The 14,360-nt window shown below is 69.1% G+C and carries 9 protein-coding genes and 5 pseudogenes; 8 read left to right on the top strand and 6 right to left on the bottom strand.

What is annotated here, in order from left to right; genetic code table 11:
* Positions 1-304: 304 nt before the first annotated feature.
* The gene (locus tag ABZX30_RS27500) at positions 305-1,444 is read right to left on the bottom strand and encodes a helix-turn-helix domain-containing protein (protein ID WP_355938051.1); all 1,140 of its coding nucleotides are present in this window, start codon (positions 1,442-1,444) and stop codon (positions 305-307) included.
* An 87-nt stretch (positions 1,445-1,531) separates the two neighbouring features.
* Here ABZX30_RS27500 and ABZX30_RS27495 point away from each other — a divergent pair, with 87 nt between their 5' ends.
* The 4 genes and pseudogenes from ABZX30_RS27495 to ABZX30_RS27480 all read left to right on the top strand — a co-directional run.
* Entirely contained in the window at positions 1,532-2,587 is a 1,056-nt protein-coding gene (locus ABZX30_RS27495; RefSeq protein ID WP_355938049.1) for a ferredoxin reductase, read from the top strand.
* Positions 2,588-2,594: 7 nt separating this feature from the next.
* A complete protein-coding gene (locus tag ABZX30_RS27490) occupies positions 2,595-3,713 on the top strand; it encodes an acyl-CoA desaturase (RefSeq protein ID WP_355938047.1) in 1,119 nt (372 codons plus the stop codon).
* Positions 3,714-3,771: 58 nt separating this feature from the next.
* Positions 3,772-4,275: pseudogene (locus tag ABZX30_RS27485) on the top strand (DUF6207 family protein); the annotation flags it as partial.
* A gap of 324 nt (positions 4,276-4,599) precedes the next feature.
* Positions 4,600-4,830 (top strand): annotated as a pseudogene (locus tag ABZX30_RS27480) (transposase); the annotation flags it as partial.
* Positions 4,831-5,078: 248 nt separating this feature from the next.
* On the opposite strand, the pseudogene ABZX30_RS27475 reads toward ABZX30_RS27480, so the two are convergent.
* Positions 5,079-5,261, bottom strand: a pseudogene (locus ABZX30_RS27475) (hypothetical protein); the annotation flags it as partial.
* Positions 5,262-5,280: 19 nt separating this feature from the next.
* Here ABZX30_RS27475 and ABZX30_RS27470 point away from each other — a divergent pair.
* A pseudogene (locus ABZX30_RS27470) lies at positions 5,281-5,625 on the top strand (nuclear transport factor 2 family protein); the annotation flags it as partial.
* A gap of 306 nt (positions 5,626-5,931) precedes the next feature.
* Here the strand turns inward: ABZX30_RS27470 and ABZX30_RS27465 are convergent.
* From ABZX30_RS27465 to ABZX30_RS27455, 3 genes and pseudogenes are all read right to left on the bottom strand, one after another.
* Positions 5,932-6,065 (bottom strand): annotated as a pseudogene (locus ABZX30_RS27465) (short-chain dehydrogenase); the annotation flags it as partial.
* A 287-nt stretch (positions 6,066-6,352) separates the two neighbouring features.
* Positions 6,353-9,139, bottom strand: coding sequence for a SpoIIE family protein phosphatase (locus ABZX30_RS27460; RefSeq protein ID WP_355938102.1), 2,787 nt, complete (start codon positions 9,137-9,139; stop codon positions 6,353-6,355).
* A 505-nt stretch (positions 9,140-9,644) separates the two neighbouring features.
* Positions 9,645-10,217, bottom strand: coding sequence for a TetR family transcriptional regulator (locus tag ABZX30_RS27455; protein WP_355938045.1), 573 nt, complete (start codon positions 10,215-10,217; stop codon positions 9,645-9,647).
* 283 nt (positions 10,218-10,500) lie between these two features.
* Here ABZX30_RS27455 and ABZX30_RS27450 point away from each other — a divergent pair, with 283 nt between their 5' ends.
* From ABZX30_RS27450 to ABZX30_RS27440, 3 genes are all read left to right on the top strand, one after another.
* Positions 10,501-11,262, top strand: a complete 762-nt coding sequence (locus ABZX30_RS27450) for a glucose 1-dehydrogenase (protein WP_355938043.1) — start codon at positions 10,501-10,503, stop codon at positions 11,260-11,262.
* A gap of 155 nt (positions 11,263-11,417) precedes the next feature.
* Positions 11,418-12,860, top strand: a complete 1,443-nt coding sequence (locus ABZX30_RS27445) for an MFS transporter (RefSeq protein ID WP_355938041.1) — start codon at positions 11,418-11,420, stop codon at positions 12,858-12,860.
* Between the two features lie 161 nt (positions 12,861-13,021).
* The gene (locus tag ABZX30_RS27440) at positions 13,022-13,417 is read left to right on the top strand and encodes a transposase (protein WP_355938039.1); all 396 of its coding nucleotides are present in this window, start codon (positions 13,022-13,024) and stop codon (positions 13,415-13,417) included.
* Here ABZX30_RS27440 and ABZX30_RS27435 read toward each other — a convergent pair.
* Positions 13,398-14,360: IS256 family transposase (locus ABZX30_RS27435; RefSeq protein ID WP_355938037.1), on the bottom strand; the 963-nt coding region annotated here is incomplete at its 5' end. The two genes, ABZX30_RS27440 and ABZX30_RS27435, sit on opposite strands and share 20 nt — an antisense overlap.

Raw genomic sequence — 14,360 nt, 5'->3', positions numbered from 1 at the left:
CAGTTCGTCCCACTGCTCCAGACGGGGCAGCGGGCGGGCGTCCTCGGGCAGTGACCTGACCAGACGACGCGGAGTGAGATGGCTGACCTGCGGCAACTGCGGATCAGCAGTTCCGTCTGGTCCGCCGCCGGTGTGGCGGTGGCGGTGGGGGCTCAGTCGGCTGCCTGGGCGGCGTTGCAGGCCTCCAGGACGACCACATCGTCGCTGCAGGTACCCGGGCCGAGGGCGGCCCGCAGGCCCGCCAGCACGTCCGCGTGCTTCCTGGAGCGCTCGCGGATGCGGTCCAGGACGGTCCAAGAACGCGTCAGCTGACCCGAAGACCGACCGCCAGCGTCAGTTCAAGGACCCGGTGCGGCGATGCGAGATCCGGAAACAGGTCCCGCAGCTGCGACATCCGGTACCGGACGGTCTGGGGATGGACGAACAACGCCGCCGCCACTTCATCCCGCCTGCCCTGGTGCAGCAGCCACGCCCGCAACGTCTCCTCCAGTCGCCGTGCGGTTGCGACAGGCAAGGTCCGCAACGGTGCGAGGGCTCGGACACGCAGGTCTGCGATAGCGTCCGCGTCGGCGCTCAGCACCAGCTCGGGCAGGTGGTCCTCGGTGTCGCGAATATCGGAGGAGAGGGAGCGCGCGCGTACGGCTCGTGCGTACGAGGCGGACGCACGAGTCCATGGCCGGGCCGGGCCGACCACGGCGGTGCGGTCGGTCAGCTGCCGCAAGAGATGCGATCGGTCGGCATCGGGGACGAGCAGCACACCGGTGGCGTCCGGCAGATCGTCGAGGACGAGGGTGCCTGGCTCGAACGAGCGGTAGGCAGGCCGGGCCTGGGCGGCGGGCAGCAGGACCGCGGTCAGCGAAACGGGAGGCTGCCACCCGGCCCGTTGAGCAGAGGCCAGCAGCACGTCCGGGCTCGCGCCGGCGAGGAGGTCGCGCGCCAGGTGTTCCAGGTGGCGCTCGTGGGCCCTGCCCCGGGCGGCCAGTTCGTCGGCGTGGCCCGCGGCGCTCGCGGCGGAGAGTTCGTCGATGTAGGCGAAGGTCAGCTCGGCGAACTTGGCGACCTCGGCGGCCGGCAGACCTGCGGGTACGGCACCCGCTGCCAGGCATCGCCAGGCCACGCGGGCGCCGACGCGATAGGCGCTGAGCAGGGCGTCCATCGAACGGCCGTCGCGCACCTCGCCGCGGCCCAGCTCGTAGGCTGCGTCACCGGCGTCGCCGCCTGTTGCGTTCCCGCTCGCGAGGTCCAGGTAGTGCCCCAGGGCGGTGCGGACGGCTCGGCGGATGGTGGCGCCCATGTGGCCCGACAGGGCGTTGGCGTAGGGAGGGACCTCGTCGATGATCGCTTGGACGACCTCGTCTGCGGTGCTCTTCAGCGCGGCCCGCAGTGCGGTGACCGTCGTCTCATCCAGGGCCAGTTCGCTGGCCCTTTGGATTGCATGACTCACGTTTTTGTTCCCTGCGAACAATTCAGCCGACCAACTTTACGTCCTGCGGTCAGGACTTTACGCCTTCAGGCGCAGCAAGCTGGAGTCATGACGAGTACAGCCCTCCGCAGCAGGGCGTGGAAACTGCTGGAGATGGTCACGACGCCACTGCTGCCGTCGGACTACCTCGACCTGGTCAGCCCGCTGCGTGCGGGCGCTGACTTGCGTGGGCGCATCGAGGCCGTGCACCCCGAGACGAGTGACGCCGCGACTGTCGTGATCAGGCCGGGACGGGGCTGGCGCGGCCACACGGCCGGTCAGTACGTGCGGATCGGGGTCGACGTCGACGGGGTGCGCCTGTGGCGTGCCTACTCCATCACCTCGCCGACAGACCGCCAGGACGGCCGCGTCACGATCACCGTGAAGGCGATCCCGGACGGCAAGGTCAGCAATCACCTGGTCCGCAGGGCGAAACCGGGCACGCTGATCCAGCTCGACCAGGCGACCGGTGACTTCGTGCTGCCGCAGGCCAAGCCCGCCAAGGTGCTCTACCTGACGGCCGGCAGCGGCATCACGCCCGTGATGGGCATGCTGCGCGACATCGAGTTCGGCGACGTCGTCATGGTCCACTGCGCGCCACAGCCGCAAGACGTGATCTTCCGCGACGAACTGCACGACCTGGTCGCGGACAAGAAGCTGCGGCTCACCGAGGTGCACACCGACACCGACGGCATGCTCGACATCGCCCGTCTCGACGAACTCGTGCCCGACTGGGCCGAGCGCGAGACCTGGGCTTGCGGGCCCGCGGGCCTGCTGGACGCCGCCGAAGAGCACTGGAGCGAGCACGGCGTCCCAGAGCGTCTGCACACCGAACGCTTCCGCCCCAGCATCGTCGTCGCTGGTGACGGCGGCGAGGTCACGTTCAGCGCCACCGGCAAGACCGTCGACGCGGACGGCGCCACGCCGTTGCTGGACGTCGGCGAGGAGGCCGGCGTGCTCATGCCCTCCGGGTGCCGCATGGGCATCTGCTTCGGCTGCGTCACGCCGCTCAAGGCGGGCGCCGTCCGCGACCTGCGCACCGGCGAGATCACCGAGGCCGAGCCGGGCGTCCGCATCCAGACCTGCGTGTCCGCCGCGGCGGGCCCCTGCGACATCGAACGGTAGGAGCACTTTGACCGCCATCGACCCCACCGCCCACCTGACCGCGGAGCAGATCGAGGAGCTTGGCCGCGAGCTGGACGCGATCCGCGACGAGGTGATCGCCAGCCGCGGCGAGAAAGACGCCGCCTACATCCGCAAGGTCATCTCGGCGCAGCGCAAGCTCGAGCTGGCCAGCAGGGGCGTGCTGCTGTTCTCGATCTTCCCGCCCGCGTGGCTGGTCGGCACCGCCGGTCTGTCCGTGGCGAAGATCATGGACAACATGGAGATCGGCCACAACGTCCTGCACGGCCAGTGGGACTGGATGCGGGACCCGAAGATCCACTCCACCACCTGGGAGTGGGACCACGTCTCGCCGTCCGAGCAGTGGAAGCACTCACACAACGAGCTGCACCACACGTACACCAACGTGATCGGCAAGGACAACGACCTCGGCTACGGCATCATGCGCGTCGACGAGGACCAGAAGTGGCACCCGTTCCACCTCGGCCAGCCGCTGTGGAACTTCATCAACGCCTGCTTCTTCGAGTACGGCATCGCAGCGTACGACCTGGAGCTCGGCAAGAACCTGCACAAGCGCCGCCGCAGGGACCCGGAGTTCCGCGCGCGGGCCAAGGCCGTGGGCCGCAAGATCCGCAAGCAGGTGCTCAAGGACTACGTGATCCACCCGCTTCTGTCGGGCCCGTCCTTCCTCACCACGCTCGCCGCCACGTTCACCGCGAACCTGGTCCGCAACATCTGGTCCCACTCGGTCATCATGTGCGGGCACTTCCCCGAGGGCGTACAGGTCTTCGAGCGCCGGTCGATCAAGGGCGAGACGCCCGGCCAGTGGTACCTGCGCCAGATGATGGGCTCGGCGAACATCAGCGGCAGCAAGGCCATGCACTTCATGACCGGCAACCTGTCGCACCAGATCGAGCACCACCTGTTCCCGGACCTGCCGAGCAACCGGTACGCCGAGGTCGCGGTGAAGGTGCGCGCGTTGTTCGAAAAGTACGAGCTGGAGTACGTCACCGGGCCGCTGCCCAAGCAGGTGTTCTCCGCGTGGCGCAAGGTCTTCCGGCTCTCGCTACCGAACAAGAAGCCCAGGGTCGAAACGCCGGCCCACGAGCAGGAGCTCGTCGCCGCCTGATTCCCAGTATTGGTCGAGATCTTTCGGCCGTACCGGCGGCACCGCCGGGTTCGGTGAGATCCGTTGCGGACGGTGGGCAGCCGCGACATCAGACCGTACGACACGGGATCCGGGACAGCCCGGTGTCCGGCTGCACTGCTGCCTCAACGTGTGCCAGGAGCTGAACGCACAGCCCCCGCGAGGTGTTGCAGTGTGCAGACCTGTCCATGGCCAGGCCCATAGTCGGGGGCGCGCGCTCGCTTTGCCGACGGGCGGGCCGGGCGGAAGGCATGGGGCTGTGACGCGGGCGCTGCCCGAACCGATGCTCGCCACCCCTGTGTCCGACCCGGCTCTGCTGCCGGGCCGGGCGGATGAGCCGAAGGCCGACGGCCACCGGACCGTGCTGTGGCGCACCGAGGACGGCGTCCGGCTGCAGTCCCGGACCGGTCGCGATGTCACCGCGCTCTGGATGGTCCTGGCCGTGGTCGCCATGCCCCTGCCGCCCGGCGTGGTCCTGGACGGCGAGGCCGTGGTGTACGTCGCAGCCGATGACGGCACCGTGCACATCAGCTTCGCCGCGGCACAGTCCCGGGCGCTGTCCCGACCCCGCCGTGCGAGGGAACTCGCCGACCAACACCCCGCCCCCGTAGGTCGCGTTCGGCATCCTCGCCCCCCGGCGACGGGCCTCCCTGACCTTCGGCCGCGCCCGTACGTGGAGCGCCACCGGGTCCTCCTGGACGTGCTCGCCGAAGTCGGTCCGCCGATCGTGCCGGTGTGGTCGACCACGGGCCTGGACGAGGCCCTGCTCTGGTACGAGACGCGGTCAGGCACGCAGAAGACAGTCGACGCCACCGTGGTCGGCTTCACCGGCACGGCCCGGCATCCGAAGGCCCTCGCCGTACGGCTCCCGATCGCCGAGCTCGAGCTCCGTCACCGGCTGCGGGCCCGCGCCGAGGACCGGATCCGGGCTGTCCGGTCCACCGGCCTGTGCAACCTGCCCCTGCACCACACCGCGCAGAGCAAAGTCTGGCTGGAGATCGTCCAGATCGCTCTCGACCTGCTGGCCTGGATGCCCATGCTCGCCCTGACCTGCCAGGCCCGTCTCTGGGAACCCCGCCGACTGCGGTTCCGCCTGTTCAATCCCAAGACGGGCACCGGCTCCTGGACCCGCACCGCATCCCCGTTACACCGCTGCCCGGGTCGCCCGCCCGGACCCTCGAACAGCTCCGAGCCAGCCTGCCTGACGAGGACCACCAACGGGATCAACCCTGACAGTCATTCAGAAACAGGCCACGGCCGTACTGAGAACTGCCAGATCCCGGCACCTGTCTGCACCGGCTGACCAACCCCCACTCAGTCCCGCTGCTGGGTCCGTCGTGGGGCGTTTCACCCATGGCGTCGTGAAGCGCCGAACGCAGTGGCATCGTTGTTCGACTCGGTTCCCTGGTACGCGACTTGAGCGGAACGGACCGAAGCGAAGGCTGTGGCGAGCTGGTCCCGCAGGGGCAGTACGCAGGGGTGGAGGTCGCGGCGCAGCGTGATCGTGTAGATCCCACGGGTCGGGGGATCCGGGTGTGAGTAGTTGCGGGACGCCGTACTCGAACCGCTCCGCGCCTATATTCGCGGACACGCCACGGGCGACGCCGCCCACTTCCGCAGCGCGTTCCTTCCCACCGCCCACGTCGAAGGGACCCGGGACGGCGCATTCGTCTCCTGGCCCCTGGACGAATACTGCGCCCTCTTCCAGGGCCAGCCCGCCCCGGACGAACCCACCCGCTCCCGCCGCATCGACGCCATCGATGTCCACGGGACCGTCGCGACCGCCACTATGACGCTCTCGCATGGCGCAGACACGTTCACCGACATCTTCCTGCTGGCCCGCGTCGACGACAGATGGCGCATCGCCAACAAGGCTTATCACCGCCACTCCTGAGAGAGCGGGAACCGATCCGTGCGCTCGGGGAACGATCACCACGCCCACGGGAAACGATCTTCAGAGCCTCTTGTCGCCGCACGTCACATGCACTCGTGAAGACCCCTCGGCGCCGACCTCCGCGTTGGCATCGGCTCCACGATCACGGTCGCCACGACCGCATCCGGGCAGATCCTCGGCCCGGGCATCACCCCAGGCCAGGTCCGCGACTGGCTCGGGCCGCTCCCCGTGGAGGCGGTGCACGGCAGCGGCCCGAGCCAGGGGGCCGTCTTTCGGGACCACAGCATCCGCTGCGTCGGGCTGCCCGTCGACGATGCCGGAAGTCGCCGCTTCCCAGGTGTCGATCATCTCGGTGGAGGTGCCGCCGGGGGTGATGTCGTTGACCCGATGTTCTCGTGGGCCCAGGTCACCGCGGCGGTCTCGGTGAGGCTGTTGAGCGCAGCGGACGCCCTCCAGCTTCCAGTGCGTCGCATCAAGCCCCGGCTCGGCGACTCGCCCTGCCCCCGGCGCGCCCGCGGTCGGATCAGCGCCGCTCGCGCCCGTTGGTCTGTGCTGGCCGCCGCCGGAAGCGTGGCTGTCAGCACGTGGAACTCCTTGGCCGTGGCGAGGGCCGCACCAGCGGCAATGGCAGGTCTTCTCCGGCCGGCCGGGCCGAGCACGTCGACTCGCCGGGCCAGGAAGGCCGAGCGCAGGGGCGGAGACTTCGCGCCTGGCGTGTTCACACCACTCACACGGGCGTCAGCGGCTGCTCCGTCCAGATGATCTTTCCCTGTGATGTGTACCGGGTCCCCCAGCGCTGGACGAGCTGGGCGACCAGGAACAGGCCGCGACCGCCCTCGTCGGTGGCCGCCGCCCGGCGCGGGTGCGGGGAGGTGTTGCTGCCGTCGGAGACCTCGCAGATCAGCGTGCGGTCGCGCAGCAGACGCAGCGAGATGGGTTCACTGCCGTGGCGGAGCGCGTTCGTCAACAGCTCGCTGACCGTGAGCTCGGTGGAGAAGAGCAACTCGTCGAGACCCCATCGGGTCAGCTGCGCGGTGACCTCCGTGCGGACCCGTGAGACCTCGGCGGGGTCGGCCGCCAGCTCCCAGGTGGCGATGCGGTCGTCGTCCAGTGCCCGGGTACGGGCGACGAGGAGCGCGACATCGTCGGCGGGATGATCCGGAAGCCGGGGCAACAGGGCATCCAGCGCTCGGCAGATGTGGTCGGGAGTCCTCTGGGACCGGGCGAGGACACCGCGCAGCCTGTCCATGCCGAGGCCGACATCCCGGTGGCCGAGGTGTTCGATCAGCCCGTCGGTGTAGAGGACGAGCAGACTGCCCTCGGGGATCTCCAGCTCGGCGGTTTCGAAGGGATGGCCGCTCACACCCAGCGGTGGCCCCCCGGGCAGGTCCGGATAATCCACGGTGCCGTCCGGCCTCACCAGCGCGGGTGGAGGATGCCCGGCCCGCGCTATGGTGCAGCTTCGTGCGACCGGGTCGTAGACGGCGTAGAGACAGGTGGCGCCGTTGATCTCCCCGGTGCCGGTCTCCGCCTGCTCCTGCTCGATGTCCAGCCGGGCGACGAGGTCGTCGAGATGGGCGAGGACTTCCTCGGCGGGGAGGTCGAGGGCGGAGAAGTTGTGGACCGCTGTGCGCAGCCTGCCCATGGTGGCGGCAGCGTGCAGTCCATGGCCGACCACGTCCCCGACCACCAGTGCCACCCGTGCGCCGGACAACGGGATCACGTCGAACCAGTCGCCCCCGACTCCCGAACGCGCCGACAGGTAGCGATGGGACACCTCGACCGCTTCCTGCGCGGGGAGACCGCGTGGCAGCAGACTGCGCTGGAGCGTCAGCGCCACCTTGTGCTCATGGGTGAACCGGCGGGCGTTGTCGATGCTCAGCGCGGCGCGGCCGACCAGTTCCTCGGCGAGCAACAGGTCGTCCTCCGAGAACGGCTCCTGGCGCTGGGAGCGGTAGAAGCTGACCACACCCAGAAGCAAGCCCCGGGCCCGCATCGGCACCGTGATGAGCGAGTGGACACCGGCTTTCAGGATCCGCTCGCACCGCGCCGGGTCCTGGAGCTGCCAGCCATGAGCCATCGCCAGCTCCGGTTCCAGGGCCGGCCTCTCGGACGCCAGGCATCTGGCCTGAGGCGTGGACGGTGCATAGGCGATCAGGTCACCGGCCGCATGCAGCGCGGGCTCCTCGCGCACACCGGTGAGTGCGACGCGACGCAGCGCACCGTCCACCCGGACCGGTTCCTCACCGGTCGGTACGGCTTCCGGAACGTCGACGGCGGTGAAGTCGGCGAACCGGGGGACGGCCACCTCGGTCAGCTCCTGGGCGGTCCGTACCACGTCGAGCGTGGTGCCCACACACGCGGAGGCGTCATACAGCAGCCCCAGGCGCTGCCGAGCCTGCAGTGCCAGCGTACCCATCAACGGCTCGCCGACGGCGACCAGCCATTCCTCGCTCCGGCCGTCGTGCGGTTCTGCGCCCGGTCGTGGCTCGGGCTCCGGAGCGGGAGGCAGGAGGCGGGGCAGCTGCGGCGGTGACGGGCGCTTCGCGGCGTGGCTCATGGGTCGGGAGGTGAGACCCGATGGAGTGCCGGCGGCGGCCGTCAGTACGGCAAGGTCCTGACGGAGACCGGAGGGAAGAGCCGCCTCCACGGCGATTCCCGTGACACCGGACGGAGCCGTGACCGGTCGGCTGCGCAGGATGGCCGTGCGTCCGCCGGACAGCCGCAGCTCCACAAGTCCGGTGCGGCCCGAGGAGATCAACTCGGTCGCAGCGGCCTCGAGGAAGAGCCGGTCGTGGCGGTTGAGCAACTCGTCCGGCACGGTGGTCACGCTGCCCGGACCGCCGTTCCCCGGCGGATGGGCGGCCCAGAACGCCTGGAGCAGGGCCCGCTCGCGGGACGAGACCTGATCCAGCAGCCGCTGCTCGATGGCACGGGCCGCCTCGAGTGCCGTGCTGAGCATGGTGGGGTGGGCATCGACGCGTGAGCCGGTCAGATCGAGTGCGCCGACGACGTGACCGCTCAGCGGGTCGCGCACCGGTGCGCCTGCACAGGCGAGCCCGGTCAAGTCGTCACCGTAGTGCTCGCGGCCGCAGATGAAGACGGGCCGCCGTGTCACCAGGACGGTACCGATGCCGTTGTTCCCGATCAGGCCCTCGGGGACGCTGAACCCCGGCGCGAGCTGCATCGCGTCAAGACGCCCGAGCAGGGCGTGCTCGCCTGCTCTCCGGTCGAGCAGCCGTGCGCGATCGTCGCTGAGGAACACCGTCGTCTGGAGGCCTGACAGTCTGGACTCCAGAACATCGAGCACGGGCTGGGCGGCCTCCGCGAGGTTCCGAGCGTCGCCCAGATCTCCCTGGTAGGGGAGATCTCCCAGGTGTTTCTCGGCAAGCCCCTGGGAGTGACATCTGCGCCAGGCGGCCAGGACCGGATCACGCACGGACGGCCCCACGGGCCCGCCCGCCTGCAGTTGGTCGTAAGCCTTGCAGAGGACGACGGCGTCGTCCCACTTCATCGACACTTGCGCCCATCCTCAGCCGGTGCGTCGTATCTCTCAGTCTGCGCCTGGAATGATGAAATGCAAACCCGATCAAGCGTCGATCCCGGCGTGGATAAAGGGATCGACGCACACTGACTGTATGCACAGGCGCTTAGTTTTGGTAATTTAACACTCAACTTAATATGTCAGATATTTTTCCCTGAATGGGTACGGTGTGTGCCTCCTGCGGGCAACTTCCGGAGTGCTGGTGACGAGGCCATCCGCACGGCCCGGGACGCCTGACCGGCCGTACCCCCGAACGCCCCACTCACCGGGAAGCCGTCCCCCCTCCGTGCGGGCCGTGAAACCGCCGCCCGACCGGGCCACTCCCCCACGGGCCACTCTCCAAATGCCCCAGAGCAGAGGTCTCCCGGCAGACCATCTCCACGATCAGGACACGGTCCTCCAGGGCATGGGCGAGTGGCGGAACCGACCTCTCGACGTGGTTCCGCGGGAGCCGAGGAGCCGCGCCATCGGCCGCTCAGGTGCCAACGCCGAGGCCGTCAAGAGTGAGGTCGAGGAGACGTTCGGCTTGTTCCCGTTGTTCGGGCCGTCCGGAGGCCAGGGCGATGCCGGTCAGGGCCGCAAACATGTCGGTTGCTCCGATGTCCCTGCGGACGACGCCGGATTCGACGCCGGCGTCGAGCAGTGAGGTGAGCGCCGTGAGGATCATGTCGTGGCTCTGTGCGTAGGGGTTGACTCCTGAGGCGACCAAGGCGCGCAGGGCATCAGCCATGCCCAGCTTCGCGGTGGCGTAATCGATGAAGCGGCCCATCCACGCGCGCAACGCTTCCCGCGGCGGGAGGGTGGAGGCGAGGTCGGGCGCGGCGTCGCAGAGCTTGGCGAGCTCGTTGCGATAGGCGGCCTCGATGAGGACCTCTCTGGTGGGGAAGTTGCGGTAGAGGGTGCCCGAGCCGACGCCGGCTTCCCTCGCGATGCGTTCCAGGCCTGCGTCGAGCCCGTCCTCGGCGAACACCCGTACCGCTGCGGCGAGGATCTTGTCCCTGTTGCGCTGAGCGTCCGCCCGCAAGAGGCGTCCCGTTTCCCTCGTCATGAGCGGACTCCCGTCGATCGCTGAACACTGCACGGCTTGCAAAGCGGAGACGCCTCCAGTTACAGTGGCTCGAAGTGGGGGCTCCTCCACTTATTAACCGGCGACTCCTCCACTTCCAGTCTAGAGCATTCGGTTTCCGCAGCGTATGGCCTGGTCCGCACCCTGAAGCGTGCGACCGCGCGACTCTTCACACCTCCCACCGAGATGCCCTGCGCAAGAAACCCCCACCCACACGACGGGGCCGGCCGCCCCACGGCCGGCACCTCACATCACAGGAGTAATCATGAGCATGTCACTTGACGGCAAGGTCGCGGTCATCACCGGTGGTGCGTCCGGGGTGGGCCTCGGCATCGCTCAAGAATTCGCCGCCCACGGCGCCCAGGTCGTCATCACCGACCTCGATCGGTCGGACCTCGACCGGGCAGTCCGTCAGATCGGCAGCGCCTCTACCGGCATCGTGGCCGACGTGACCGACATGGCGGCCATGGAACGCATGTACCACGAGGTCAAGACGGGTCACGGCCGCCTGGACGTCGTGGTCGCCAACGCGGGGATCGGCGCGCACGCTCCGCTGGGACACATCACTGAGGACCAGTTCGACCGGACCTTCGACGTCAACGTCAAGGGCGTGCTCTTCACCGTCCAACCCGCGGTGCCGCTCATGCCGGACGGCGGAGCCGTCGTCGTCATCGGCTCGACCGGCTCCATTCAGCCGCCCGCCGGGATGAGTCTCTACGGCGGTTCCAAGGCCGCCGTCCGCTGTCTCGTACGCGCCTGGATTCAGGATCTCAAGGGCTCAGGCATCCGGATGAACGTGCTCAGTCCGGGAGCCGTCGACACCCCTTCCCTGCGCCGGGCCGCCGAGCAGGCCCAAGGGACCGACGCGGTGGTCCCGCTCATACGGGCCATGGGAGAAGGGAACCCCACGGGTCGCATCGCCGACCCACGTGAGATCGGGAAGGCCGCAGTCTTCCTGGCCAGTGACGCCGCCGACTTCGTCACCGGTGTCGAACTGTTCGTAGACGGAGGCACAGCGCAGGTGTGACTCCGTTCCCGACATCGGCACAGCACAAGGCCACCCCGCCGCCGCTCCTCGGGTCGGCGGCACGAGACGCGGGCGCCCCTCACCCGTCCCGCCCCCGCTCCGCAGCCACCACCCCCGGACCTGCTCGCTCCTTCACCACAGAAACCGGACTGTCCATGCCCTCCACCCGCCCTGTCTCCGTCCCGTCCGCAGGCCCGCCGTCCAGCACCTCCAAGCCGCGCCGCGCCCGTTCCTCGGCGATCGGCATCGGCGTCGTACTCGTCGTGCAGCTCATGCTCGCGCTGGACACGACCATCGTGAACGTGGCTCTGCCACGCATCGGCTCCGGTCTTCACTTCAGCCCCACCGGACTGTCCTGGGTACTCAACGCCTACACGCTCGCCTTCGGCGGCCTGCTCCTGCTGGGCGGACGCCTCGGTGACACGTTCGGCCGACTCCGCGTCTTCGAGACCGGCCTCGCCCTCTTCACTGCCCCGTCACTCGCCGGAGGCGTCGCCGACACCCCGGGGCTGCTGATCACCGCCCGGACCGCCCAAGGCGTCGGCGCCGCCCTCGCCGCGCCGGGTGTCCTCGCCCTCCTCACCACGAACGCCCCCGACGAGGGCGCCCGGCACCGTGCGCTGGCACTCTTCTCCGCCGTGAGTATCGGCGGAAGCACCCTGGGCCTCGTCCTCGGCGGGCTCGTCACCGAATACGGCACATGGCGCTGGACACTGTTCATCAACGTTCCCCTCGGCCTGGTCGTGCTCGCCCTCGCCCGGCGCTTCGTCACGGAGACGCCACGCCGCCCCGGTCGCTTCGACACGGTGGGCGCCCTCGCGGCTACCGGCGCCGCGGTGGCCATCGTCTGGGCCCTCATCGGAGCGCCGGACCACGGCTGGACCTCACCGCGAACGACGATCGCCTTCGTCATCGGCACCATGTGCGTAGCGGTGCTCGTGCTGACCGAACGACGGGCGTCCGCCCCGCTGCTGCCGACGGTTCTGCTCCGCAGCCGGCGGCGACTGGGCGCTCTCACCGTCACCGCCCTGGTCTTCGGCTCCCAGATGTCGATCTTCTTCCTGGTGGTGCAGTACCTCCAGCGGGCGCTGCATTTCAGCCCGCTGCGGGCCGGACTCGCCTTCGTGCCCATGACCCTCGGCATCTTCGTGATGTCCCGGATCACGCCGCGTCTCCTCGTCCGGTCGGGTCAAGCCCCCCTGCTGATCAGCGGAACACTCGGGCTCACCGTCAGCTATCTGTGGCTTGCGCGAATCGGTACTGGTGACTCCTACACCGCCGCCATACTCGGCCCGTTGCTCGTCAACGGAGTGTTCGCGGGACTGACGTTCATGCCCGCCGCCTCACTGGTCGTTGGCGACGTCGAGCCCGGACACGCAGGGTCGGCCTCCGGCCTGCTGCAGACCACCCAGCAGCTTGGAGGGGCGATCGGACTCGCCGTAATCGTCTCGGTGTACGCCGCTGGAGCCGTGCCCGGCGCGTTCGTACCGGGCCTCCGCGCGGCGTTTCTCACCGCGGGCGTTCTGACCGTGGCTGCCTGCCTCACGACAGCCCTGCTCCTCAGGACAGACCGACAGCGCGTTCCCACGAGCGGGTGAGAGATGCATCGACGCCCACAGCCGGCTGCCGCAGCACTGTCGCGGCAGTCGGCCCGTTCAGCTCCCCGGCGGTTTGGATGGCACGCAACCGGAGCCCAACTCCTCGCGCACCAGGCGCTCCGGGAAGTGATCAACGGCGGGGAAGCACCGGAGAGCGGCCCGTGCCCGGCGACCGCCCGGTGACGGCAGGCGACACGAAGCGACCGCGCCGCCGACCCGGCCACGTCATCACCGACAAGGCCTACAGCTCCCGCGGCTTCCGCACCTACCTGCGCACACGCGGCATCGCCCACACCATCCCGGAGAAGACCGATCAGCAGCGTCATCGGCTGAACCGGGGTCGCCGAGGCGGCAGACCACCCGGGTTCAACCAGGAGACCTACCGCCACCGCAACATCATCGAGCGCTCCTTCAACCGACTCAAGGGCTCTCGCGGCACCGCCACCAGATACGACAAGACCGCCACCTCCTACGAAGCAACGGTCACACTCGCATCACGGGTCTGTGTAGCGAACGGTGGAACTCGGTCGGATTTCTTCAGCGGCGTCCGGCGGTGAGCCGGCCGTCGAAGGTGATGTCGAAAGCTTGGAGTGCGGCTTTCCACCGCATGGTCCAGCGTTTGCGTCCGGTGCCGGTCGGGTCCAGGCTCATGACGGCCAGGTAGACGCATTTGAGGGCGGCCTGGTCGGTAGGGAAGTGTCCCCGGGCCCGGACGGCCTTGCGGATCCGTGCGTTGATGCTCTCGATCGCGTTGGTGGTGCAGACGATCTTGCGGATCTCCACGTCGAACCGGAGGAAGGGCACGAACTCCGCCCAGGCCGCCTCCCAGAGCCGGACGATCGCCGGATACTTCCCGCCCCAGGCATCGGTGAACTCCACGAACCGCTCCAGCGCGGCGTCCTCGGTCGGGGCGGTGTAGACGGGCCTGAGCGCCTTCGCGATCTTCTCCCAGTCCTGGCGGGCCGCGTAACGGAAGCTGTTCCGCAGCAGGTGAACGACGCAGGTCTGGACGATCGTCGCAGGCCAGACGGTGATCACGGCGTCCGGGAGGCCGGTCAGGCCGTCGCAGACCAGCATCAGGACATCGGCCGCGCCGCGGTTCTTGATCTCGGTCAGGACCTGGAGCCAGTACTTCGCGGCCTCACCGCCGTCGCCGATCCACAGGCCCAGGATGTCCCGGTGCCCCTCAGCGGTGACCGCCACCGCCATGTGGACAGGCCGGTTGGCGACCTGCCCGTCCCTGGCCTTCACGTTCAGGCAGTCGATGAAGACGACCGGGTAGACGCTGTCCAGCGGACGGTTCTGCCATTCCGTCATGCCGGCCATCACGCTGTCGGTGATCGTGGAGATCGTGGACTTGGAGATCTCCGCGTCGTACACCTCGGCCAGATGCGCGGAGATCTCCCCATGCGTCAGCCCCTTCGCCGACAGCGACAGGACCATCTCGTCCACCCCGCCCAGACGCCGCTGCCGCTTCCTGACCAGCTGGGGCTCGAACGA

Origin of the sequence: Streptomyces sp. NPDC004542, assembly GCF_040610035.1 — a bacterium.
GTDB lineage: Bacteria > Actinomycetota > Actinomycetes > Streptomycetales > Streptomycetaceae > Streptomyces.
This window is presented reverse-complemented; position numbering and strand designations above follow the sequence as displayed.

Coding starts and splice junctions, on each gene's coding strand:
- ABZX30_RS27455 (WP_355938045.1), bottom strand. CDS start 10,217: ATGACGAGGGAAACGGGACGCCTCTTGCGGGCGGACGCTCAGCGCAAC.
- ABZX30_RS27445 (WP_355938041.1), top strand. CDS start 11,418: ATGCCCTCCACCCGCCCTGTCTCCGTCCCGTCCGCAGGCCCGCCGTCC.
- ABZX30_RS27450 (WP_355938043.1), top strand. CDS start 10,501: ATGAGCATGTCACTTGACGGCAAGGTCGCGGTCATCACCGGTGGTGCG.
- ABZX30_RS27460 (WP_355938102.1), bottom strand. CDS start 9,139: ATGAAGTGGGACGACGCCGTCGTCCTCTGCAAGGCTTACGACCAACTG.
- ABZX30_RS27495 (WP_355938049.1), top strand. CDS start 1,532: ATGACGAGTACAGCCCTCCGCAGCAGGGCGTGGAAACTGCTGGAGATG.